Genomic DNA, 21,343 nt, shown 5'->3' with positions numbered 1-21,343 from the left:
TTTGATATGAATGATGGTTTTCCCGTATTTCGCAAAAAAAGTGTGATCTACACCAAGAATTCTGGGTTTTGGTAATAAGTCACCAGAGAAACTTGAAGATCAAATAGAATATATTTTTCTAAATTGAAAATTATAAATAGTAATGAATAACCTATTTTGAAAGTATAGATAAGTTTAATTGAAAATGATAATGGTTTTTTATTAGGTGTTGATTTTAAAGGGTAAATGTTTTTATCTTTCTTAAGTCTAATTTAAATTAATAAAAGTCTATTCTAAAAATTAAAATAAATTTTTTACTATTTATCTAAAACAAATCGGTTTGTCTTGTTAATTGTTAATAAAATATTAATAATATTTCTAAAGGTTTTTAATACTAATCAAAATACGTAGATTTAAATAGAAAGTTAACGTTGAAGTTTAGATGAGTTTGGCTATTTAAATATAAGCATTGTGTTAGTTTATTGTTATTTGTAATTGAGAAAAAGAATTATTCCAATTAACTCCTATTATAAAAATAGCGAAAAATCACTGAGTTTATCGTTCTAAATTGGTGTTTATTTGAACAATAAAAAGTGCCCAAAAGTAGATGTTTTGTAGAATTATATTTATTTGTCTTATGTGTTTTTACTTAAAAGACGAAAAGATCAGTGGAAAAACATAAAATGATATCCCTCTTTATGAGGGAGAAATTTGTCTGTTGAAGAGGATGCGAGTAAACTGCACGCTTTGTTTTCTGTTGGAGTTTTTCGTTCATGAGTGAAATCGCGGATTGGCAGCCAAGCGCCTCAATCGCCAACTTACTAAAAAAGGCGAAAATAGTCAGTAATATTAGGCGTTTTTTCACTGATCGTGGTGTGTTAGAAGTTGAAACACCGATGATGAGTCAGGCTACCGTTACCGATGTTCATCTTTACCCATTTGAAACCCAATTTGTGGGGCCAGGTGCTTCTCAAGGGCTAAAACTTTATTTGATGACAAGCCCTGAATACCACATGAAGCGTTTATTAGCCGCAAATAGTGGACCGATTTATCAAATGGGACGTTGCTTCCGTAATGAGGAAGCCGGTAGATATCATAATCCGGAATTTACGATGCTAGAATGGTATCGCCCTTGTTTTGATATGTACCGGTTGATGAATGAAGTCGATGATTTATTGCAAGAAGTGTTAGATTGTGAGGCATCAGAATCACTCTCTTATCAACAAGCATTCTTGCGTTATCTTGATATCGATCCTTTATCTGTAGATAAAGATAAATTGCGTGAAGTAGCGGCAAAGCTGGATCTATCAAATATTGCAGATACGGAAGAAGATAAAGATACGCTACTTCAGTTGCTATTTGTTTCTGGCGTTGAACCTCATATCGGTCTAGAAAAGCCAACCTTTATCTATCATTTTCCTGCATCACAAGCCTCATTAGCTGAAATCAGCTCTGAAGATCATCGTGTCGCAGAGCGTTTTGAAGTCTATTTTAAAGGTGTTGAGTTAGCGAACGGATTTCGCGAGCTAACGGATGCGCAAGAACAACGTCATCGCTTTGAACGTGATAATCGTCAACGTGTGGCGATGGGACTACCAGAGCAACCTATTGATGAGCGCTTTTTAGCGGCTCTTGAAGCAGGATTACCCGAGTGTTCTGGTGTGGCTTTAGGGGTTGATCGCCTTATTATGCTAGCACTGGGGGTAGAACGCCTTAGTGATGTTATTGCATTTCCTGTTTACAGGGCGTAAGTGCGATATCGATAGTGCTAAAAAAGAGAGCTTAGGCTCTCTTTTATTTTTTAGATTTTCGGCTTTGCCTCTGTTTTTCTTCTGCTTCAAGGGCTTTTTCTTGAAACTTCGCAAACTTATCCCCTGTGACGTCTTTCATATAGCGATAATTAATAAACCAAAACGTAATACACGAAAATAAAATAACCCACCAAATTAAGAGTAGCTTTAATGTAGAATTAACCCCCAGCATTAAATGAAAGCTAATTAAGACCATTAAGCTAACAAATATCGAGCTAAATAATCCTCCTGCAATTTGCGACATATATTTTTTTAAAGGGGTGATACTGATTAATGGCAAAATAATGGCCATAGAGAACAGTACGCCAAATGTGGCAAACATAATAATTGAGATAGGTTCATCAAAGCTTAGAAACCAATCCGTTATACCCAAAAAAGAAAAGGGAATTTCTATCATAAAGCTGCCTCCCTACTAGGATAGAAAAGAGGAATATCTTTAAAATTAAAAATCAGTTTAAACAAGATATTAGGAAAAATATGTATTTCAGTATTATAGAGCGTGACGGATTGATTAAAAAATTCACGCCTATCTGCAATACACTCTTCTAATTCTTTTGCTTGTGTTTGTAATAGGTGTAAATTTCTTCCACTGATAAGCTCAGGGTATTTTTCAGCAATAATTAATGATTTTTTTATTTGTGGTAATAACTGATTAGCTAAATTAATTTTTTGATCTAATCGATCTGTTTGTAAATAGTGAGCTCTATTTTCAGCTAATTTTTCAAATAAGGCTTTCTCGTGACCCATTACTTTTTGTGTAATCACTATCAGCATGGGGATCAAGTCAGCTTGTTTTTTTAATAAAACATCAATATTAGCGAAGGCTTTATAGCAGTTATTTTTTAACATCACCATATTATTATAAATCATCACTAACTGACGTATGAAAAAATACACCAAAGTGAGAATAAAAATGATGAAAATAAGCCATTCCATATAATCAATTACCAAGGAAGAGAAGTATGATTAAAATAAAGCGTTAGTATGCCATTTTGATAATCCATTGGTATTACTAGAATGGAAAAGATCACAAAAAGAGCAATGATAACGATGAAAGTTGCATTACGACGAAAAGGACGTGCTTTGTTCCAGCGAACAACATAATCTTGCGGTGATAAACCTAATAGATAGTGAGGGGCACTGTGTGTGATAATAACTTCATCATTGATAGGCTCTGCACTACCTATCAATAAATAAGTCGTATCAGCTTCTAAGATATACTCCTTAAAACGTTTATTGTTATATTCCAGATCTTGATGAGGATTGATGCCAAGATGAACTAAAGGTTTATCTGCTGCAAGAATTTGAATTGATCCGGTATCGTCTGTCATCGTGAAATTATTGATCTTTTTTTCACAGCGTGTTTGGTGATAGCTTTTCTTGCCTTCTTTGTCTGTGGATACGTCATATTCATAATAGATGTAGCCATAGCACTCTTTTTTACCTAGACGACTCGTTAATTTTTTACCCTCAGTTATTTTACCTTCAATCTCAACAAGCCCAATAGCTAAAGAGCGAATTTTAGATGTGGCTAGAATTTTTTGAAAACGTAAAAAACGTTTTTCAGGTGTTCTTTTGACGATTTGGTAAACGAACATTAAAACGAAACTTAAAAAGAACAATCTTTGATCAATAAACAAGCTAAAGCTTAAACTTAATAATAAAAGACTAATAAATACCGTATTAATAAGTGCAGTAAACTTGGACTCACCTTCATTTTGTAATTGATGATAATTCTTTATCGCTTTTTCACCAATATTCGCAATATGATTTGAAATACCATATGCAAATAGCAAAATGACAGCAAATGCAATACAGGAGATAAGATTAACAATTGAGTCTTCACCACTAGGTAAAACGTCAGTTTCTCGCGAAAAAAACAGATAGTTTCCAGCGGCAAAAGCGAACCCTAAAAAAGGAACAATACTCAAGCTGTTTTTCTTTTCTTGAGAGCGTTTGCTGCGTAAAAAATAGATTAATGCGCCCACAGCACAGCCGATAAAAAAATAAATTAACACTGCAATTTATCCTTAATGCGGTTATTTAACTTGCTGTTATTTAAAATGAATCCCTTCATATTTCATTTCTTCTTTTGGTATTTCTAGTAATTGCATACGTTCAAAGCGGAAGAGACCAGCAATTAAGCTATCAGGAAACATTTCTATGGCGGTGTTGTAGTGAGTCGTTGCATCATTAAAGCCTTCACGACGTTGGGCAATTTTATTTTCTACATCACTAACACTTGTTTGAAGTAGTGCTAATTGTTCACCTGAAATGAGTGTCGGATAATTTTCAGCAAGGGCAATCATGCCTCGCAATGCTGTATTCATCTCATTTGTTGCGCTGATTTTTTCATTAATATTTTGTGCTTTAAAATAGCGCTGTCTTGCGTCACTTAATGCAATAAATACACTTTTCTCGTGCTCCATTGCTTTTTCCGCTACCGCCATTAATTGAGGAATTTGGTCAGCTCTTTGTTTTAAAATAACGTCAATATTCGCAAATTGATTACTGACCTGATTGCGTGTCGCAATAAGACGATTGTAAATTGAAATACCCCAACCAATAATGATGATTATCAGAATAGCTAAAACAATTATGGTCATTGTCATAGTGTTCCCTTTCCTTTATAGAAAATAAATAAAATAGTAACGATAGCAATGGTGAAATTTATCCATAAATCAAAATTATTTTTATTTTGAATACCAACAGGGACTAAATTAGACAAAGATGAAGAAATATACAATCAGAATGGGCGTAAAGATCCTACCCTTTTAAAAAAGAGTAGGATACTTGTCATACTTCAGGTTACCGCGTTATTGACGGCATTTACTCGCACGAGTCATACACTCCTGTATGGCTCCTAGCGATACCTTGAATTATTTAGCTTGTTTTTGTAAAAATTTAACCCCTAAATCAGGGAAGTCAGTAAAGACACCCTCAGCGCCCGCTTGGTTATAAATGATGTCGTAAAGCTGATCACCATCTTGTGCGTATTTAGGCAGTTTATCAATACGGACAGTAAACGGATGGATAGTCAATTTATTCGCATGAGCATCTGCAGACATGCCAGTTAAGGTGATTTTTTCTGGCGTTGAATTTTCCTCAACTAACATATGGTAGTCAGGGCCGATAGCATCCGCATAAGTGGCAATTTCTTTCATTGCGCCAGGCTTAAACATCCACTCATAGCTGTAGTTTGTCCATGTACCATCTGGTTGTTTTTCATAGGTCTCATTCCAGTCGGTATAAGCAATTAACTGAACAAGTTTTAGATCCATGCCCATTTTTGGCATCAATTCTGTTTTGATGCGTTTTAAGTCGTTAGCATCGAATGATTGCAGATAAACATTGTCGGTTTTTTTTGTATAACCGTACTGTTTAAGGACTTCCAATACTTTAGTGGTAATGTCTTTACCTTCTTGTTCATGGAACCAAGGTGCTTTAATTTCTGGGTAAATACCAATATCTTGGCCTGTTGATTTGTTTAGGCCTTGAATAAATTCAATTTCTTCTTGGAATGTATGTACACGGAAATCCGATTTACCCATAGGGAAACGATTTGGGTAACTTTGGACTTTTTTACCGTCAACAATGTCGAAGCCTTCAGTAAATTTCAGTCCTTTAATTTCTTCAAGCGTAAAATCGATAGCGTAATAACGACCATCTTTTCTTGCTCTATTAGGATAACGATCAGCCACATCGGTTACACGATCAAGATAGTGGTCATGTAAAACAACTAATTCGTTGTCTTTGGTCATCACTAAGTCTTGTTCGAGATAATCGGCGCCTTGGGCATAAGCTAATGCTTTGGCAGGAAGCGTATGTTCAGGCAAATAACCACTTGCACCACGGTGAGCGATAACGACCTTATCACTTGCCGCTTGTGCGATTGCACTTAATGATAGAGTTAAAAGAACGCCTGCAACTAACGGTTTTATTTTAAAAGATGTACTCATAAAGCAGCTCCATTTTAATTCTACGTACAATAAAGTTATGTACAGTTGGCAATAAAAAAGCCACATCAAAAAGAGTTGATGTGGCTTGGTTTTTAGAGATGAGATTTAATCAATTTCATAAATAATCAGTTAGTGATTATTCGTACTTCTGAAGCATTTCACGTTTGTGTTTGGTTTCTGTAACCATCACGATAAGTAATAATACAACAGACAGTGCACTACCGCCGATCATGACCATAAAGCCGCCATCCCAGCCGAAGTAGTCAACGGTGTAACCTACGATAGCACTTGCCGCAACAGAACCACCTAAGTAACCAAATAGACCGGTAAAGCCTGCTGCTGTACCTGCGGCTTTTTTCGGTGCAAGTTCAAGCGCATGCAGACCGATCAACATAACAGGACCGTAGATTAAGAAACCGATAATTAACATACACGCCATATCAACATTCGGGTTACCCGCTGGGTTCATCCAGAATACGATCGTTGCGATAGTAACTAAGGTCATGAAGAACACACCTGTTGCACCACGGTTACCTCTGAACACTTTATCCGACATCCAACCACACAGCAGTGTGCCTGGAATACCTGCGTATTCGTATAAGAAGTAAGCCCATGATGATTTATCCATTGCGAAGTCTTTTACTTCACGTAGATAAGTTGGTGACCAGTCCAGCACGCCGTAACGCAGTAAGTAAACGAACACGTTCGCGATTGCAATCATCCACAGAAGTTTGTTAGGGAACACATACTTCATAAAGATTTCTTTTGCAGTCAGTTCTTGCTCGTCAGTTTCTTTATAGTCTGGTGGATAATCGTTTTTGTACTCTTCAATAGGTGGCAAACCACAAGATTGTGGGGTATCACGCATTAATGCGAAAGCAATCATTGCAACTAAGATTGCGGCAAATGCGGGCATATATAACGCGGCTTTCCAGTCGTTAAACCATGCCATACCTAATAAGAATAGTAATGGAGGTAAGCCACCACCAACGTTATGCGCACAGTTCCAAATTGAAACGATACCGCCACGTTCTTTCTGTGACCACCAGTGCACCATGGTACGTCCACAAGGAGGCCAACCCATACCTTGGAACCAACCACAAAGGAACAACAGAACGAACATTACCATAATGCTCGAAGTTGCCCATGGCACAAAGCCCATAAATAGCATCACTGCGGATGCTAAAATAAGACCTGCAGGTAAGAAATAACGAGGGTTAGCACGGTCAGAGAATGAGCCCATGATAAACTTAGAGAAACCGTAAGCAATCGAGATCCCTGATAAAGCAAAACCTAGGTCACCTTTAGAAAACCCTTCTTCTACAAGATAAGGCATTGCTAACGCAAAGTTTTTTCTTACTAAATAATAAGCAGCGTAACCGAAGAAAATTCCCATAAAGATCTGCCAACGCAGACGACGATAGACGGGATCTATCTGCTCTTTTGGCAAACGCGCTTTATGTGGCGCAGGTCTAAACAGACTTAACATATTAGCCTCCGATGGCTTTTATTTTAATATGTTGATATTAAATAATGACAAAACGAACAACGAAGTTATCAAAAAATTTTCTTTAACGAACTTAATAGTAAACTTATACAATCAAATTTACTGTGAGGTATTACTCAGTTGTCGAATAATTTTTCAAGATGTGCAATTTTGAGTGATATGTTAACTTTATCAAATACTTTTTGTTAAATAATTTGTGATTAGTATCACATATGTGGTTTTAATTTTTCACTCGTGAGCGTTTCTCTTTCGTTTTTGCTCATTATCAAACATTAACCACATTTTTTGTGTATCTTATACACTATAATTAACGCTAAAGAATAAATAAGCGTTTGCTGAATGTAATGTGAGAGGGCATCTCTATGATGAGCGGTTCACCAGTGACAGAAACTGATGTCATTATTATTGGCGGGGGAGCAACCGGTGCAGGCATGGCAAGAGACTGTGCGCGCCGTGGATTACGTTGCGTCCTGCTAGAAAGACATGATATTGCAACCGGTGCAACCGGTCGAAATCATGGATTGTTACACAGTGGTGCGCGTTATGCAGTAACAGACCCAGAGTCAGCGCGTGAGTGTATTGAAGAAAACATGATTTTAAAACGGGTCGCTCGTCATTGTGTTGAAAAAACGGATGGCCTTTTTATTACCCTTCCTGAAGATTCTTTAGAGTTTCAACAGACCTTTATTCAATCTTGCCAAGCGGCAGGTATTGATGCTCAAGCGATTTCACCCGAAGAAGCTATTCGCTTAGAGCCATCTGTTAACCCAAATTTAATCGGTGCGGTTAAGGTGCCTGATGGTACTGTCGATCCTTTCCGTTTAACAGCCGCAAATATGTTAGATGCCCGCGAACATGGCGCTCAAGTGCTGACTTATCATGAAGTCGTCGGGCTTATTCGTGAAGGCGATCGTGTTAAAGGCGTGAAAGTTTACGATCATCAAGCGAAAAAACTGTATGAAATTCGCGCACAAATAGTCGCAAATGCAGGGGGGATCTGGGGACAAAAAATCGCTGAATATGGCGAGTTAAAAGTGCGTATGTTCCCAGCCAAAGGTGCGTTGTTGATTTTGGGTCATCGTATTAACAATATGGTGATCAACCGTTGTCGTAAACCAGCAGATGCCGATATTTTAGTGCCTGGTGATACCATTTCATTGATTGGTACAACATCAACACGCGTACCTTACGATGAAATCGACAATATGTATGTCACTCCTGAAGAGGTTGATATTCTTATTCGTGAAGGTTCAATGTTAGCGCCAAAACTGGCTCAAACTCGAATTTTACGTGCTTATGCAGGTGTGCGTCCTTTAGTTGCAAGTGATGATGATCCATCTGGTCGTAATGTGAGCCGTGGTATTGTTTTACTCGACCATGCGCAACGTGATGGATTAGAAGGCTTTATTACTATTACTGGCGGTAAATTAATGACTTACCGTTTAATGGCTGAATGGGCAACAGATAAAATCTGTGAAAAATTAAATGTCTCTGCTAAATGTACAACCGCAGAAGAAGCTTTACCGGGCTCTCGCCAATCTGCAGAGCAAGCATTACGTAGCGTTGTTTCATTACCTGCGCCAATTCGTGGCTCTGCCGTTTATCGCCATGGTGATTTAGCGAATAAATTATTAAGCAATGAACGTAGCGATAAGAGTTTAGTTTGTGAATGTGAAGCGGTGACTGCGGGAGAAGTCCGCTACGCCGTTAACTCTTTAACCGTCAATAACTTACTTGATTTACGTCGTCGTACTCGCGTGGGGATGGGTACATGCCAAGGTGAACTTTGTGCTTGTCGTGCAGCGGGTTTATTAAACCGTTTACAAGTCACTACTCCTCACGAGTCAGAACAACAGCTTGCCCATTTCTTAAATGAGCGTTGGAAAGGTATTCGACCCATTGCTTGGGGGAATGCGCTACGAGAGAGTGAATTCACCAGTTGGGTTTACCAAGGTTTATGTGGTTTAGATGCTGATATGATTGAAAAAACAGCTTCAGCGGAGGCAGATAATGAAATTTGACGTCATCATTATAGGTAGCGGACTTGCTGGTTTAACCGCAGGTATTCGTCTTGCTGAAGCCGGTAAGTCTTGCGCCATTATCAGTAATGGCCAAAGCGCACTACATTTTTCATCAGGTTCGCTAGATCTATTAACTCACCTTCCTGATGGCTCGTTAGTGACTCAACCTAAAAAAGCGTTAGCCGCATTGGCTGAGCTGGCTCCGAAACATCCTTATAGCCGTATGGGTGAAACTCAAGTTTCATTTTTAATTGAGCAGGCTCAAGCCTTATTATCAAGTACAAAAGGTCTTGAATATCAAGGTAATGGTGATGAAAACCATTATCGTATTACACCTGTTGGGCGTTCACGTATGAGTTGGATGAGTCCAAAACGTGTCCCAACTCATGGTGTTGATCAAGCGTTGCCATGGAAAAAACTAGCTGTTGTTGGAATTGAAGGTTTCTTAGATTTTCAGCCACAATTTGCAAGCAATACGCTGAATGAGCAGGGTGTTGAGTCTATTCCTTACCATATTCACTTACCGCTATTAGACAGACTGCGTGATAACCCAAGTGAATTTAGAGCCGTCAATATTGCGCGCTATTTAGACAAGCCAGAAAACACTAAAGCGTTAGCGGAAGAGCTGAAAAAGCATATCGATGATAGTGTCGAAGCGATTATTTTACCTGCATGTATCGGACTAGATGCAGAAGAGCCCGTGACGCTCCTTCAACAACTTGTCGGTAAACCTATCTGTTTATTACCAACATTACCACCATCACTATTAGGTATTCGTTTACATCAAGCTTTAAAACTACGTTTTCAAAAAGCGGGTGGTTTAATTATGCCGGGCGATCGTGCGGAACACGTTGATTTAATTGGCAATAAAGTTAGCGGTATTCATACACGAAACCATACTGATATTCCTATTCGTAGTGAACATGTTGTCTTGGCAACGGGCAGTTTCTTCAATAATGGATTAATTGCAGAGTTTGATCGTGTTTATGAGCCTTTGTTGGAACTGGATATGCTAGAGACATTGCCACGCAATGAATGGACACAAGTAAATGTCTTTGCAAAACAGCCTTATATGCGATTTGGTGTTGATACAGATAGCCAATTAAGACCGATGAAATATGGCGAGGTTTTAGAGAATGTTTACGCTGTAGGTGCTGTATTAGGTGGGTTTGACCCGCTTAATGAAGGCTGTGGTGCCGGTGTTTCAATGATCAGCGCACTTTATGCCGCGCAACAAATTTTACAGCACAATAAATCAGAACAGACCACATCTGCGGTTGTGGAGGCAGCACAATGAGTTTACATGATAACAGTTTTGAAGCGTGCATTAAGTGTACTGTTTGTACGACTTACTGCCCAGTTGCAAAAGTAAATCCACTTTACCCAGGCCCTAAACAGGCTGGTCCTGATGGTGAGCGTTTACGTCTAAAAGATCCAATGCTTTATGATGAAGCATTGAAATATTGCACTAACTGTAAGCGTTGTGAAGTGGCTTGTCCGTCAGATGTGAAGATTGGTGACATCATTTCGCGTGCGAAACTGAACTACAATACAAAAACACCAAAACTTCGTGATGCTATTTTAAGTCATACGGATTTAATGGGAACATTATCAACGCCAATGGCGCCGATAGTGAATACGATCACAGGATTAAAACCTGTACGTAAGATCTTGGATAAAGCACTTAAAATCGACCATCGTCGTGAATTGCCAAAATACTCTTTTGGTACATTTAGAACATGGATGAAAAAACAAGTTGAAGAGCAGGCGCGTTTTAAAGATCAAGTTGCCTTCTTCCATGGTTGTTACGCTAACTATAATCACCCACAATTAGGGAAAGATTTAGTTAAGGTATTCAACAAGATGGAGATTGGTGTTCAGTTATTAAAACGTGAAAAATGCTGTGGTGTTGCATTAATTGCGAATGGTTTTGTTAAACAAGCTAAAAAACAAGCGGCTGTAAACCTTGAATCTCTGACAGAAAAAATTGTTGAAAACAATATTCCTGTCGTTGCAACATCATCAACTTGTACTTTCACTATTCGTGATGAATATGAACATATCCTTGATGTTGATACATCAAAAGTACGTGAAAATATTGAATTAGCAACACGTTATATTTATCGCTTATTAGAAGAAGGTCGTGAATTACCACTGAAACACACCCCGTTAAAAGTGGTTTATCACACACCGTGTCATATGGAAAAAATGGGATGGACTGCATATTCCATTGATTTAATCAAACGCATCCCTGGTGTTGAAGTCATTGTTTTAGATTCTCAATGCTGTGGTATTGCCGGAACTTACGGTTTTAAATCTGAAAACTACGATGTTGCTCAAGGCATTGGTGCGGGTTTATTCCGCCAAATTGAAGAGAGTGGCTGCGATTTGGTGATCACAGACTGCGAAACGTGTAAATGGCAAATTGAGATGTCAACAACGAAAAAATGTGAACACCCTATTAGTTTATTGGCAAGAGCATTATAAGTATTGCCTATTAGATTATAAAAAAGTAATTGATTACTAAGATAACAAGCAGCTGGGGAATAAAAGAGGATCTTTTATTCCCTTTTTTTATTTTTAATAAAAAAAGGGATGAAGAGAAAATGATAAGGAAATTAAATAACTTGATATTGTGGTTCACCGGTTATTTAAACAGACTGATTTTTAATGAGAGATATAGGTGTTTTGATAAAGCCAAATATTTTGGACTTTTTTAAGTGTAATATTTTGTCCATCAATCAGCGAGAGTGCTTGTCTTCCCGCCTCGTTAATAATTGGAATATCTAATGCATTTGCTAATAAGGTTGTATTAGACAGTGGGTTACCATGACTCAATACAATTCCTTTGATTTTTTGGGTATCAAGCGCCATTAATGTGGAGGGATGAAGCTGTTTTGTTACTAGAATTGCGTTTGTATAGGGAGGATGCGTAATTGGCGGAGGGGCAGAGGTTAAATAGCGTAGTAATCGAGATAAAATATCATCTAAATCACTTTCACGAGCACGCATATTATCATCATCCATTTGTACATAAGTATCTATTAAATCAATGAATGTCTGCTGTAAGGCAAATTCAGCATTACAATGATGTTTGCTTATCATGCTACATACAGTCAGTTGTAATTCGGCATTTTCTAATAAGAAGCGGTGACTAGAAAAAATATGAGCGTATTGCTCGCCAATTTTTCGATACGCTTCTTCAGTTAACCAGTCTATATCCTTTTTGGCACGCTCAATCGCTTTTACGAGACGTTTTTGCTCTTCAAGTAATAAATGAGAGGAGATTTTTTTACGAGGGATCACGAAACGATGATAAGGGTATAGCCAAACAGGTGCGGTGATAACTTTGACAGGTTCATAATTTGTGTTTTTAGGGTGAATATTAAAATTAGGGAGATTTTCACCTAATTGCAGTTTTTTAATGGTAATGGTTTTATGTGCTGCTTTTTCAGCTTCTTCAAGCGACGCGCCTAGCGCAATACTATTGGCGGCAGCTAAGGTACCTTCAACAATCGGTGCCGAACTTAACGCAACGTTAGTGGCAACGTTATGCTCAAGATTAGCGATGGCGAGTGCTGCATTTTGTGCTGAATGATAAGTATCGAGTAAAACGAGTACACCTTGTTTGCTATAACACTTTTTTATTGCTGCGAGTATCGTTTCTGGTGACACTTCATTAGCAAGATCAGAAGGTGTTTGATAATTGGTCGCAATGGCAATTTTTACTTGGCGATCTACAGTCTGATTAACGAGCTCTTTAATACCATTGGCGAGCGTAAGGCTCTTTGAAACTAATACGATACTGACCATAAAGCACCCTTTTTTGTAAATGTAAACAGGGAGATAAACACTCCCCGTTTACTCAGGCTTTAATAAAGCCATTCCCGTCCTAATTGGTCGGCAGTTAAAATCGCGGCATAAACCTTATCGGAATCGACATCAAATGGCATGTTGTAAATTGTCTCACCTTCAGCACAACTTAGCTCAGCAACGGCCATGATTTTTTCATTTAATTCATCACCTGTTGCATTGATGCCCAACTCTTCTAAAGTGACTGGCAGTCCGACTAAAACACAGAAATCAAGGAACTCTTCTAATTCTTCTAATGGACTGTTTTCTAACACTAATTGGACTAATGTACCAAAAGCGACTTTCTCACCATGATACATGTTGTGGCACTCTTCTAATGCCGTAAATCCATTATGAATGGCATGAGCAGCCGCAAGACCCGCACTTTCAAAACCGATACCACTTAAGAAGGTATTAGCTTCAATAATATTTTCTACCGCAGTTGTACAAACACCTCGGCTTACTGCAAGTTTTGCTTTATAGCCATCTTCTAAAAGGGTGTTATAGCAAAGTTCAGCTAGAGCGAGGGCTGCTAGTGTTGATTTACCTCCTGCCATAGTCTGTTTTTGGGCATGACTACAGGCTCTTGCTTCAAAGTAGGTGGCTAAAGCATCTCCCATTCCTGCCACTAATAAACGCGCTGGCGCAGAAGCAATGATATTTGTGTCCATTACGACAACGTCAGGATTTGTTGGGTAGAAAAGGTAACTATCAAACGCGCCTAATTCTGTATAAATCACAGAAAGTGCGCTTGTTGGGGCATCGGTCGAAGCAATGGTTGGAGAAATAACGACAGGAAGCTGGCATTTATAAGCAACAGCTTTGGCAGTATCAAGTGTTTTACCACCACCAACGCCGATGATCACAAGAGAGGCTTGTGCTTTCGCAAGCTCAGATAACCGATTGATTTCGTTGTGTGTACATTCACCATTAAACAGTTCAAAGTGCCCATTCACTTCATATTGAGACATACTGTCTTTGACGGTACTTCCGACGAGATCCATAACAAATTTATCAGCAATAATCAGTGCTCTATCGCCAAAAGGTTTTGCGTATTTACCAATATGGTATAGCGCATCTGGTCCTTGAATATATTTAGCGGGGGATTGAATAACTTTTAACATAATAGACTCCTACTATTCGCAAAAGAGAGTAAAAAATCCTTATGGTGGGGCTTGTCATCCCAATTGACACTGAATTTTATGGAGATGAACTTAAATACATTAACAGTTTAATAGATGAATAAAATATTTCATTGCAAATAATTAATTGTTTTTATATTAGCATGCAAAAAATATCCTAATACTGATATTTAAGTAATATTTTGTGAGTTATTTAACTAATCATGCTAATTAATTACGATACGAAATATTTACGTAAAATAATAAACTGTTTCAGTCAGAATAAAGCTTCATAAAATTGACTTATGAAGCTTTATTATTTGAATTATGGCATTAAAATCATTATTTTTTTGCGAGGTGAGGCGTATTATGAGCGAATTTCAGCATAATCTTGTTTTTGATTTTCTTGTGCGAAAAAGTGACGCAAAATAAAATTCAATAAAACACCATAAGCAGGCAAGAAAAACAGCATACAAATGGTCAATTTAAACACGTAGTCAACTAATGCAATCTCAATCCAATTTTCTGCCATAAAGGCATCTGTACTACGATAAAAAGCAATAAAGAAGAATGCGAGTGTGTCGAGCAAATTACCAAAGAACATCGCTGCACTTGGTGCTACCCACCATTTTTGTTGTTGTCTTAAACGATTAAAGACAGACACATCCATGATTTGACCTAACACATAAGCCATAAAGCTTGCTGTCGCGATCCTTGCCACCATGATATTAAAATCAGCTAATGAGGCAAACCCCTGCCAACTTCCTTGGAAAAAGAGTGTTGAGATCAGGTAAGAAATGGCTAATGCAGGTAGCATAACGGCGGTAATAATGCGTCTGGCAAGGGGTGCGCCATAAATACGAACCGTTAAATCTGTTGCCAGAAAAATAAACGGAAAGGTAAAGGCACCCCAAGTGGTATGGAAACCAAAAATGGAAATAGGTAATTGCACAAGATAGTTACTCGAAGTAATTATCAGGATGTGGAACAAAGAAAGCCATAACAGCGCCACCGCTTTTTGGCGGGGAGTAAACGTATACATAAATTGTACCTTTTTAGTGATTGGGGTGAGGGAACCCAATAAAACCGTGATTTCTCTCTTAAATGAGAGGATGCGCATAATACGCCTGTTGCGCAACAAAAGCAAAGGTTAGGGGAAATACCTTTGTGTTTAATGTGCCGTGATGTGAACACGAAAGCGAGATATAATGACACAATCTGTCAGTGTAAGAAGAATGGTTAATAGAATGAATGCGCAATTTGATGATGCAACTAAGACATTAGACACACTAGGATTACGTTGCCCAGAGCCGGTAATGTTAGTCCGTAAAACCATAAGAAATATGGCATTAGGTGAGACACTTTTAGTCATTGCGGATGATCCTGCAACAGTACGTGATATTCCGGGCTTTTGCCGCTTTATGGAGCATGATTTATTAAATCAAGAGACTGAGTCTGCGCCTTATCGCTATCTTATCCGTAAAAAAGAGAGCAACGTGTAATTTATGCTATAAGCCTTGCGGATCTTTGCGCTAAAAAATAACCCAAACTCCAGATTAACTGAGGTTTGGGTTTGGTTATTTTAGCGTGCTTACTCTTTATTTGAAGCGTTAACTTTTACTCTTAGCAACCTTACAGCATTGGCTGTGACCAGTGCCGTTGCGCCGGAATCAGCAAGAACGGCAACCCAAAGCCCAGTGATACCTAATAGGCTTGTGACCAAGAATATGGCTTTTAAGCCCAGTGCTATCGTGATGTTTTCACGGATAATTTTACGTGTTGCACGAGATAATTTAATAATTTCAGGTAAGCCTGTTAAACGGTTATGCGTTAATGCAGCATCCGCTGTTTCAAGTGCAACGTCAGTACCGCTTCCCATCGCGACACCAATAGTCGCCGCCTTCATTGCGGGTGCATCATTGATACCGTCGCCTACCATCATTGTGTTATGCGTTTTGCTGATTTCCATTACGGAAGTCACTTTATCTTCAGGCAGTAATCCTGCTCGGAAATCCATACCGAGTTTTTTCGCAATCGCTGCGGCTGCTCTTGGATTATCACCCGTTAGCATAACGGCATTGATGTTCATCTCTTTCAATAATTTCATTGACTCAACAGCATCGTTGCGCAAGGTATCTTGCATAGCAATAACACCGATAAGTTGATTCTCTTTTAAGACGACAACAACGGTTTTACCTTCATCTTCAAGACGTGCCACTTCTTGTTGCCACTGAGAAGAGAGTGATGTGGCTTCTGATAATTGAGAAGGAGCACTGACGAGAATATGTTGGCTATTTAAATAACCTTCAATACCTTTACCCGCTAACGCTTTACGATCTTCTGCTTCCACAACAAACACGCCTTCATCTTGTGCTTTATTGATAATGGCTTTGGCTAATGGGTGATGAGAGCCAATTTCTACGGATGAAGCAAAAGTCAGTACTTCTTTTTCAGTAAACCCAGATCCAGCGACAACATCAGTCACTTGAGGTTTCCCTTCTGTTAACGTACCTGTTTTATCTAATGCGATAGTATTAACAGTACCTAATTGCTCTAATGCCGCACCGCCTTTGATCAGCGCCCCGCGTTTAGTGGCTGCCGCTAATGCTGAAGTAATTGCGGCGGGTGTTGAGATCACCAAAGCACAAGGACAACCAATGAGTAATAAGGTTAAACCGCGATAAATCCATGTTTCCCAAGGTTGTGAGAACAACAGTGGTGGCACAATGATAACCAGTGCAGAGAACAGCATGATGGCAGGGGTATAGTAACGGCTAAAGCGGTCAATAAAGCGTTCAATAGGGGCTCTACGCTCTTCAGCTTCTTCAATCAATTGCAAAATACGGTCGATAGCATTTTGCCCTTGTTCAGATACCACTTTCATCTGTACAGATCTATCCACAGATAAACAACCGGCTGCCACTTTTTCGCCTTGTAGACGCTCTACTGGCACGGATTCCCCCGTTAATGCACTTTCATCAAAACTTGCAAATGCACTAACTAGTTCCGCATCTGTTGGCAAACGTGAACCTGGTGCAATTTCAATAATGTCACCTGGACGTAATTGCGCAACAGGGACCGTTTGTTTTTTACCCTCTTTGACTAATGTTGCTTCTTCTGGCACTAATGCCATTAATGCGCTCACACCACGACGAGCACGCCCTGCAGCGTAAGACTCAAGCATTTCACCAATCATAAACAGTAAAATGACCATTGCGGCTTCTTCGGTAGCATTAATAAATAGTGCGCCAATTGCGGCAACACTCATTAATGTTTCGATGGCAAATGGTGTACCACTGCGAATAAGTTGTAAGGACTTTTTCACAATGGGGAATAAACCAATTAAGGTGGTTGTAATAAAAGCGACACGACCTGCTTGAGGATCAATAAACTCTGTACCCCAGCTAATCACCATTAAAAGCGCCAAGACAATAACAAATGCGCTCTCTTTTAAGAGGCTTTGCTTAGCGACTTTTTTGGATTGAGGTGATGAGAGATCAAAAAGTTCAAAACCTGCACTATTAATTGCTGCAATCACATCAGCGCGTAGATCACTATCAGCATCAACGACCAATTTTTCGGTGGCAAAAAGGACTTTTGCTTGTTTCACCCCTGCAACTTTGAGTGCCGCCGTTTCAATTTTTTGAGCGCAACTCGGGCAATCCATTCCTTGCACTTTCCAACTAAAGCGTTGCTGTGCAATCTTTTCTGGCTCAATGTTAGAAATAGGGGCGTTGATATCACAACGTCCATGATCATGTTCGTGGGAGTGTTCGTGATGATGTTCATCTTCGCATTCGGGATCACTTTTATCTCTTTTGGTATGAGAATGTCCACTTTCAGTATGTGAGTGCGTACTATTCTCTGAGTGACCTGAACAGCATTGAGAGCTTGAGCAGCAAGCATCGGTATGTTTATGATTATCGTGTTGATGAGCATGTTTAGTCATAACGGGCTCTCCTTGTTCAACAAAGTAAAGTCTACATTTATTTATCTGATAAGTACTTTACAGCTTGGAGTAGAGTCCAGAGTCAAGATACCGAAGGTATATTCATTGGCAAAAAGTGCGAATTAGGTCAAAAAATTAACCCCTTATTCTATTTTTTGTAAAAACAAGGGGTTAATAAATATTAAAGGAATAAAGCTCTAACGATGAAGAAATGGCCAATAAAATAACAGGCGCTGACAAGCCCTTTAGAAGCTGAAAATGAGAAGCGGAAGCGGTTGATTAGCCATATAGAGTAAGCGATTACTAACAATAATGAACCCACCATCACTGATAAGTTGTAATCATTGCTTAAATAGAAGAATTTTTCGCCAGCAACCCAAAACATCGCAAATGCGGCGAATAACGTTATTGAAGCTGGAATGGCTAATTTATCGAGCTTAGTCCATACAATCGCTAAAATGATAATGAAAGCAAGAATAACGAACCCAAGTAAAGGAAGATAAAAAGAGAGTTGGAGCGGTAGTAAAAAACTTACCATATAAAGTATATAGCTTAGAAAAACCAAGGCAAAAGATGGTAGTAAATACTTACCATCAAATATTCTTAAGATATCAGAGAGCAGTGTCGCTAATAATGCACCTACAATCAGGTAACTATTAATATTGTGTTCGGGAGCTTGCCATGCCCAAAGTAATAGAAGAAGTAGTGTGATAGGACGGAATAACCATTGTTGCCAGTTAGGACCTCGATATGCAGCATCGATATAAAGCCATCCGGAGAATAATACGGCGAGAAAAGGCCAACTCATAATATCTTCCTTATATTCAGAACTGTTTTATTATTCATAACAGAAAGATTAATTTAAGAATAGCGATTAATGACGAAACTGATGGACTTATTAAAATAATATAAAGCACACTGCTTTTTTAATCCATATAACGATAGGAATTAATGTAATGAATAAAGCGGCTATTTTAGGAATTGCGGTACTGATCATTATTATAGCGTCGGCAACTTATCGTTTTTTCGAACAAAGAAAACAGCGAATGAGTGATGATAATTCACCCGTTAAACTTTATATGGTTGAAATAATTGATAAAAAAGAAATTGCAGCAAATGAACGGCGCTCAAGAGAAAATGACGTGAATGGTCCAGAAACTACACATTATTATCAAGTCACCTTTCGTTTAACGACCGATGAGCGTAAAGATTTAGTGTTAAAGATTGATAAAGCATCTTATCAAGATATAGAGCTTGAAATGAAAGGACGTTTGTTTATGCAGGGGAGCCGATTTATAAAGTTTGAAACAGATATGCCAGGTAATGATCAAAATAATAAATAAGATAATTTATTCATAGAGTTGGCAACCTCTGGGGTTGATTATCCACCCCAGATAATTGCGAGGATATAATAATATTTATGGCTGCTGTTTAGTCTTGTTTTTCTGTTTTTCTTCGTATTCTTTTCGTAATTCTTTTTGTATTTTTAAGAGTTCAAAGATCCCAAAGAAGAAAATACGAAATTGTAATGCTGTTGACGGTTTTTTATCTTTAGGTTGTCCTGCTTTATACATAACGATTTGCAATCCATGCATGATTACCATAAAAATCAATGCGATATCCATAAAGTATTTTAGAGGTTTAGGAAATGGGGAAATAATATTTAAAACCAAAAAGCCCCAAACACCGACCATTAAAAATCGGCCAAAAAAGATTAACATAGCAACTCCATAAAAAATTAAGCAGATAAACTGCGAATATAAAGACGATACGCAACTTGTCCTGCGATCTTCTCTCTATGCAATGTCCAATGACTCGGAATTGTATAAGTCTGTGCTTTAACTTCTTCCTCGATATAAATATAGCAATCTTGCGCTAACCAACCGTTATTTTCTAATAATTGGATAGTGTCTGACAACATGCCTTTATGAAAAGGAGGATCTAAAAAAACGACATTATAAGGCGAACCTTGTTTGGCGAGATATAACAATGCACTGTCTTGAATGACATACCCATTCTCTGCCTTAAGTAAGGTTAAATTTGCGGTGATTTGTTGGGCAACAGCACGTTCGTATTCAATAAACGTGGTTTCACGAGCATAGCGAGAAAGGGCTTCAATTCCTAAACCACCGCTTCCTGCAAAGCAGTCGAGGCAACGGGCGTCTTGGATAACAGGCATTAGCCAATTAAAGAGCGTTTCTTTTACTCTATCTGTTGTTGGTCGTAATCCTTGGCTATCGAGAACTGGAAGTTTACGACCACGCCATTTTCCCCCAATTATTCTGATTTGTCCCATTGGGGCTTTTTGTGGTTTTTTGGCCATATTATTTTGATTTATATCGTTTAAACGTGAGTTTTGGAGTGTCTCTGGGAATAAGGAATTCGTGTCTGTTGTTATCTCGATGACTTCCCTTGATTTAATTCGGAATAATTTACCATAAAATTCGTATAAAAGATGCGTTTATCCATGATCAAATGATAGACTTCATTATTATTTTCAATATCGTCAATGTAATCGCGCCATGATTTAGTGCGAGGAGTTTAGTAGCTAATGGCAAAAGAAAAAAAAGGTTTTTTCTCGTGGCTCGGTTTTGGGCGTAACAAAGAAGAAAATATTGAGCAAGAGAAAGAACAGCAACGCTTAGAAGAAGAGCGTTTAGAACAAGAACGTTTGGCAAAAGATGCCCAAGAAGAAGCGGCTCGTCAAGCGCAGTTAGAAGCAGAACGCCAAGAAGCACAACGTGTTGTGCAAGATAGATTGGCACAAGAAGCTGAAAAGCAACGTTTAGAACAAGAAAAAGCCCAGCGCCAAGCTGAAATAGAGGCAGAGCAAGCACGTTTAGAGGCGGAGCATGCAGAACAAGCACGTCTGGCTCAAGAAGCACAAGCTCAACGACTGGCTCAAGAAGCTGAAGCGCAACGTTTAGCGCAAGAAGAAGCCCTGCGCCAAGCTGAACAAGCACGTTTAGAAGAAGCGCAACGTCAAGAAGCAGCACGTTTAGAGCAAGAACGACTGGCTCAGGAAGCCGAAGCACAACGTTTAGCGCAAGAAGAAGCCCTGCGCCAAGCTGAACAAGCACGTTTAGAAGAAGCGCAACGTCAAGAAGCTGCACGTTTAGAGCAAGAACGACTGGCTCAAGAAGC

The 21,343-nt window shown here is 38.7% G+C and carries 19 protein-coding genes and 1 pseudogene; 7 read left to right on the top strand and 13 right to left on the bottom strand.

Annotated elements, in window-relative coordinates; translation table 11 throughout:
* The first annotated feature begins 752 nt into the window (after positions 1 to 752).
* A complete protein-coding gene (epmA, locus tag DK865_RS15175; protein ID WP_109392288.1) occupies positions 753 to 1,730 on the top strand; it encodes an elongation factor P--(R)-beta-lysine ligase in 978 nt (325 codons plus the stop codon).
* A 43-nt stretch (positions 1,731 to 1,773) separates the two neighbouring features.
* Here epmA and DK865_RS15170 read toward each other — a convergent pair whose 3' ends face one another.
* From DK865_RS15170 to glpT, 6 genes are all read right to left on the bottom strand, one after another.
* Positions 1,774 to 2,187, bottom strand: coding sequence for a hypothetical protein (locus DK865_RS15170; protein WP_023583703.1), 414 nt, complete (start codon positions 2,185 to 2,187; stop codon positions 1,774 to 1,776).
* On the bottom strand, positions 2,184 to 2,639 hold the full coding sequence (locus DK865_RS15165; protein WP_228407801.1) for a LemA family protein: 456 nt from the start codon (positions 2,637 to 2,639) through the stop codon (positions 2,184 to 2,186). The genes DK865_RS15170 and DK865_RS15165 overlap by 4 nt, the downstream gene beginning before the upstream one ends.
* A 95-nt stretch (positions 2,640 to 2,734) precedes the next feature.
* Complete coding sequence (locus DK865_RS15160; protein WP_036914789.1) at positions 2,735 to 3,808, bottom strand: hypothetical protein; 1,074 nt, start codon at positions 3,806 to 3,808, stop codon at positions 2,735 to 2,737.
* Positions 3,809 to 3,844: 36 nt separating this feature from the next.
* On the bottom strand, positions 3,845 to 4,402 hold the full coding sequence (locus DK865_RS15155) for a LemA family protein (protein ID WP_023583704.1): 558 nt from the start codon (positions 4,400 to 4,402) through the stop codon (positions 3,845 to 3,847).
* Between the two features lie 267 nt (positions 4,403 to 4,669).
* Entirely contained in the window at positions 4,670 to 5,749 is a 1,080-nt protein-coding gene (glpQ, locus tag DK865_RS15150) for a glycerophosphodiester phosphodiesterase (RefSeq protein ID WP_109392286.1), read from the bottom strand.
* Between the two features lie 136 nt (positions 5,750 to 5,885).
* A complete protein-coding gene (gene glpT / locus DK865_RS15145; RefSeq protein ID WP_072063819.1) occupies positions 5,886 to 7,238 on the bottom strand; it encodes a glycerol-3-phosphate transporter in 1,353 nt (450 codons plus the stop codon).
* Positions 7,239 to 7,618: 380 nt separating this feature from the next.
* Between glpT and glpA the strand changes: the two genes are divergently transcribed.
* The 3 genes from glpA to glpC are packed head-to-tail and all read left to right on the top strand — an operon-like array spanning position 7,619 to position 11,764.
* Entirely contained in the window at positions 7,619 to 9,277 is a 1,659-nt protein-coding gene (glpA, locus tag DK865_RS15140; protein WP_171455253.1) for an anaerobic glycerol-3-phosphate dehydrogenase subunit A, read from the top strand.
* On the top strand, positions 9,267 to 10,574 hold the full coding sequence (gene glpB, locus DK865_RS15135) for a glycerol-3-phosphate dehydrogenase subunit GlpB (RefSeq protein ID WP_023583708.1): 1,308 nt from the start codon (positions 9,267 to 9,269) through the stop codon (positions 10,572 to 10,574). Before glpA ends, glpB begins: the two co-directional genes overlap by 11 nt.
* On the top strand, positions 10,571 to 11,764 hold the full coding sequence (gene glpC, locus DK865_RS15130; RefSeq protein WP_023583709.1) for an anaerobic glycerol-3-phosphate dehydrogenase subunit GlpC: 1,194 nt from the start codon (positions 10,571 to 10,573) through the stop codon (positions 11,762 to 11,764). The genes glpB and glpC overlap by 4 nt, the downstream gene beginning before the upstream one ends.
* Positions 11,765 to 11,944: 180 nt before the next feature.
* Here the strand turns inward: glpC and DK865_RS15125 are convergent, their stop codons facing one another.
* From DK865_RS15125 to DK865_RS15115, 3 genes are all read right to left on the bottom strand, one after another.
* Positions 11,945 to 13,090 carry a phosphoenolpyruvate-utilizing N-terminal domain-containing protein gene (locus tag DK865_RS15125; protein WP_109392285.1) on the bottom strand — a complete coding sequence of 382 codons (1,146 nt, stop codon included), beginning with the start codon at positions 13,088 to 13,090 and terminating at the stop codon, positions 11,945 to 11,947.
* A 59-nt stretch (positions 13,091 to 13,149) separates the two neighbouring features.
* Positions 13,150 to 14,253: a glycerol dehydrogenase gene (locus DK865_RS15120; RefSeq protein WP_109392284.1), complete on the bottom strand. Its 1,104-nt coding sequence runs from the start codon at positions 14,251 to 14,253 to the stop codon at positions 13,150 to 13,152.
* Positions 14,254 to 14,617: 364 nt separating this feature from the next.
* The gene (locus DK865_RS15115; protein ID WP_036914791.1) at positions 14,618 to 15,292 is read right to left on the bottom strand and encodes a 7-cyano-7-deazaguanine/7-aminomethyl-7-deazaguanine transporter; all 675 of its coding nucleotides are present in this window, start codon (positions 15,290 to 15,292) and stop codon (positions 14,618 to 14,620) included.
* Positions 15,293 to 15,497: 205 nt separating this feature from the next.
* Between DK865_RS15115 and tusA the strand changes: the two genes are divergently transcribed.
* The gene (gene tusA, locus DK865_RS15110; protein ID WP_036914793.1) at positions 15,498 to 15,752 is read left to right on the top strand and encodes a sulfurtransferase TusA; all 255 of its coding nucleotides are present in this window, start codon (positions 15,498 to 15,500) and stop codon (positions 15,750 to 15,752) included.
* 89 nt (positions 15,753 to 15,841) lie between these two features.
* Here tusA and DK865_RS15105 read toward each other — a convergent pair whose 3' ends face one another.
* Both DK865_RS15105 and DK865_RS15100 read right to left on the bottom strand, forming a co-directional pair.
* Positions 15,842 to 18,199, bottom strand: a complete 2,358-nt coding sequence (locus DK865_RS15105; RefSeq protein ID WP_109392283.1) for a zinc/cadmium/mercury/lead-transporting ATPase — start codon at positions 18,197 to 18,199, stop codon at positions 15,842 to 15,844.
* Between the two features lie 181 nt (positions 18,200 to 18,380).
* Positions 18,381 to 19,007 (bottom strand): lysoplasmalogenase, encoded by a 627-nt coding sequence (locus DK865_RS15100; RefSeq protein WP_023583715.1) that lies wholly within the window; start codon positions 19,005 to 19,007, stop codon positions 18,381 to 18,383.
* Between the two features lie 148 nt (positions 19,008 to 19,155).
* On the opposite strand from DK865_RS15100, the gene DK865_RS15095 reads away from it, so the two are divergent.
* Positions 19,156 to 19,542, top strand: coding sequence for a DUF2500 family protein (locus DK865_RS15095; protein WP_194295210.1), 387 nt, complete (start codon positions 19,156 to 19,158; stop codon positions 19,540 to 19,542).
* 75 nt (positions 19,543 to 19,617) lie between these two features.
* On the opposite strand, the gene DK865_RS15090 is transcribed toward DK865_RS15095, so the two are convergent.
* Positions 19,618 to 19,920 (bottom strand): DUF1145 family protein, encoded by a 303-nt coding sequence (locus DK865_RS15090; protein WP_023583717.1) that lies wholly within the window; start codon positions 19,918 to 19,920, stop codon positions 19,618 to 19,620.
* 17 nt (positions 19,921 to 19,937) lie between these two features.
* A complete protein-coding gene (rsmD, locus tag DK865_RS15085; protein ID WP_023583718.1) occupies positions 19,938 to 20,522 on the bottom strand; it encodes a 16S rRNA (guanine(966)-N(2))-methyltransferase in 585 nt (194 codons plus the stop codon).
* A gap of 228 nt (positions 20,523 to 20,750) precedes the next feature.
* On the opposite strand from rsmD, the pseudogene DK865_RS15080 reads away from it, so the two are divergent.
* Positions 20,751 to 21,343, top strand: a pseudogene (locus DK865_RS15080) (signal recognition particle-docking protein FtsY); the annotation flags it as partial.

This window comes from Proteus cibi (assembly GCF_003144405.1).
GTDB lineage: Bacteria > Pseudomonadota > Gammaproteobacteria > Enterobacterales > Enterobacteriaceae > Proteus > Proteus cibi.
Note: the sequence above shows the minus strand (reverse complement) of the source record. Positions and strands in the feature narration are given on the sequence as shown.

Bases quoted from the DNA above. Each gene is read 5' to 3' on its own strand.
- rsmD (WP_023583718.1), bottom strand. From the start codon at position 20,522: ATGGCCAAAAAACCACAAAAAGCCCCAATGGGACAAATCAGAATAATT.
- DK865_RS15120 (WP_109392284.1), bottom strand. From the start codon at position 14,253: ATGTTAAAAGTTATTCAATCCCCCGCTAAATATATTCAAGGACCAGAT.
- glpC (WP_023583709.1), top strand. From the start codon at position 10,571: ATGAGTTTACATGATAACAGTTTTGAAGCGTGCATTAAGTGTACTGTT.
- glpQ (WP_109392286.1), bottom strand. From the start codon at position 5,749: ATGAGTACATCTTTTAAAATAAAACCGTTAGTTGCAGGCGTTCTTTTA.
- glpB (WP_023583708.1), top strand. From the start codon at position 9,267: ATGAAATTTGACGTCATCATTATAGGTAGCGGACTTGCTGGTTTAACC.
- DK865_RS15125 (WP_109392285.1), bottom strand. From the start codon at position 13,090: ATGGTCAGTATCGTATTAGTTTCAAAGAGCCTTACGCTCGCCAATGGT.
- DK865_RS15100 (WP_023583715.1), bottom strand. From the start codon at position 19,007: ATGAGTTGGCCTTTTCTCGCCGTATTATTCTCCGGATGGCTTTATATC.
- DK865_RS15170 (WP_023583703.1), bottom strand. From the start codon at position 2,187: ATGATAGAAATTCCCTTTTCTTTTTTGGGTATAACGGATTGGTTTCTA.
- DK865_RS15095 (WP_194295210.1), top strand. From the start codon at position 19,156: ATGAATAAAGCGGCTATTTTAGGAATTGCGGTACTGATCATTATTATA.
- DK865_RS15115 (WP_036914791.1), bottom strand. From the start codon at position 15,292: ATGTATACGTTTACTCCCCGCCAAAAAGCGGTGGCGCTGTTATGGCTT.
- glpA (WP_171455253.1), top strand. From the start codon at position 7,619: ATGATGAGCGGTTCACCAGTGACAGAAACTGATGTCATTATTATTGGC.
- glpT (WP_072063819.1), bottom strand. From the start codon at position 7,238: ATGTTAAGTCTGTTTAGACCTGCGCCACATAAAGCGCGTTTGCCAAAA.
- DK865_RS15165 (WP_228407801.1), bottom strand. From the start codon at position 2,639: ATGTTAAAAAATAACTGCTATAAAGCCTTCGCTAATATTGATGTTTTA.
- tusA (WP_036914793.1), top strand. From the start codon at position 15,498: ATGAATGCGCAATTTGATGATGCAACTAAGACATTAGACACACTAGGA.
- DK865_RS15090 (WP_023583717.1), bottom strand. From the start codon at position 19,920: ATGTTAATCTTTTTTGGCCGATTTTTAATGGTCGGTGTTTGGGGCTTT.
- DK865_RS15155 (WP_023583704.1), bottom strand. From the start codon at position 4,402: ATGACAATGACCATAATTGTTTTAGCTATTCTGATAATCATCATTATT.
- DK865_RS15105 (WP_109392283.1), bottom strand. From the start codon at position 18,199: ATGACTAAACATGCTCATCAACACGATAATCATAAACATACCGATGCT.
- epmA (WP_109392288.1), top strand. From the start codon at position 753: ATGAGTGAAATCGCGGATTGGCAGCCAAGCGCCTCAATCGCCAACTTA.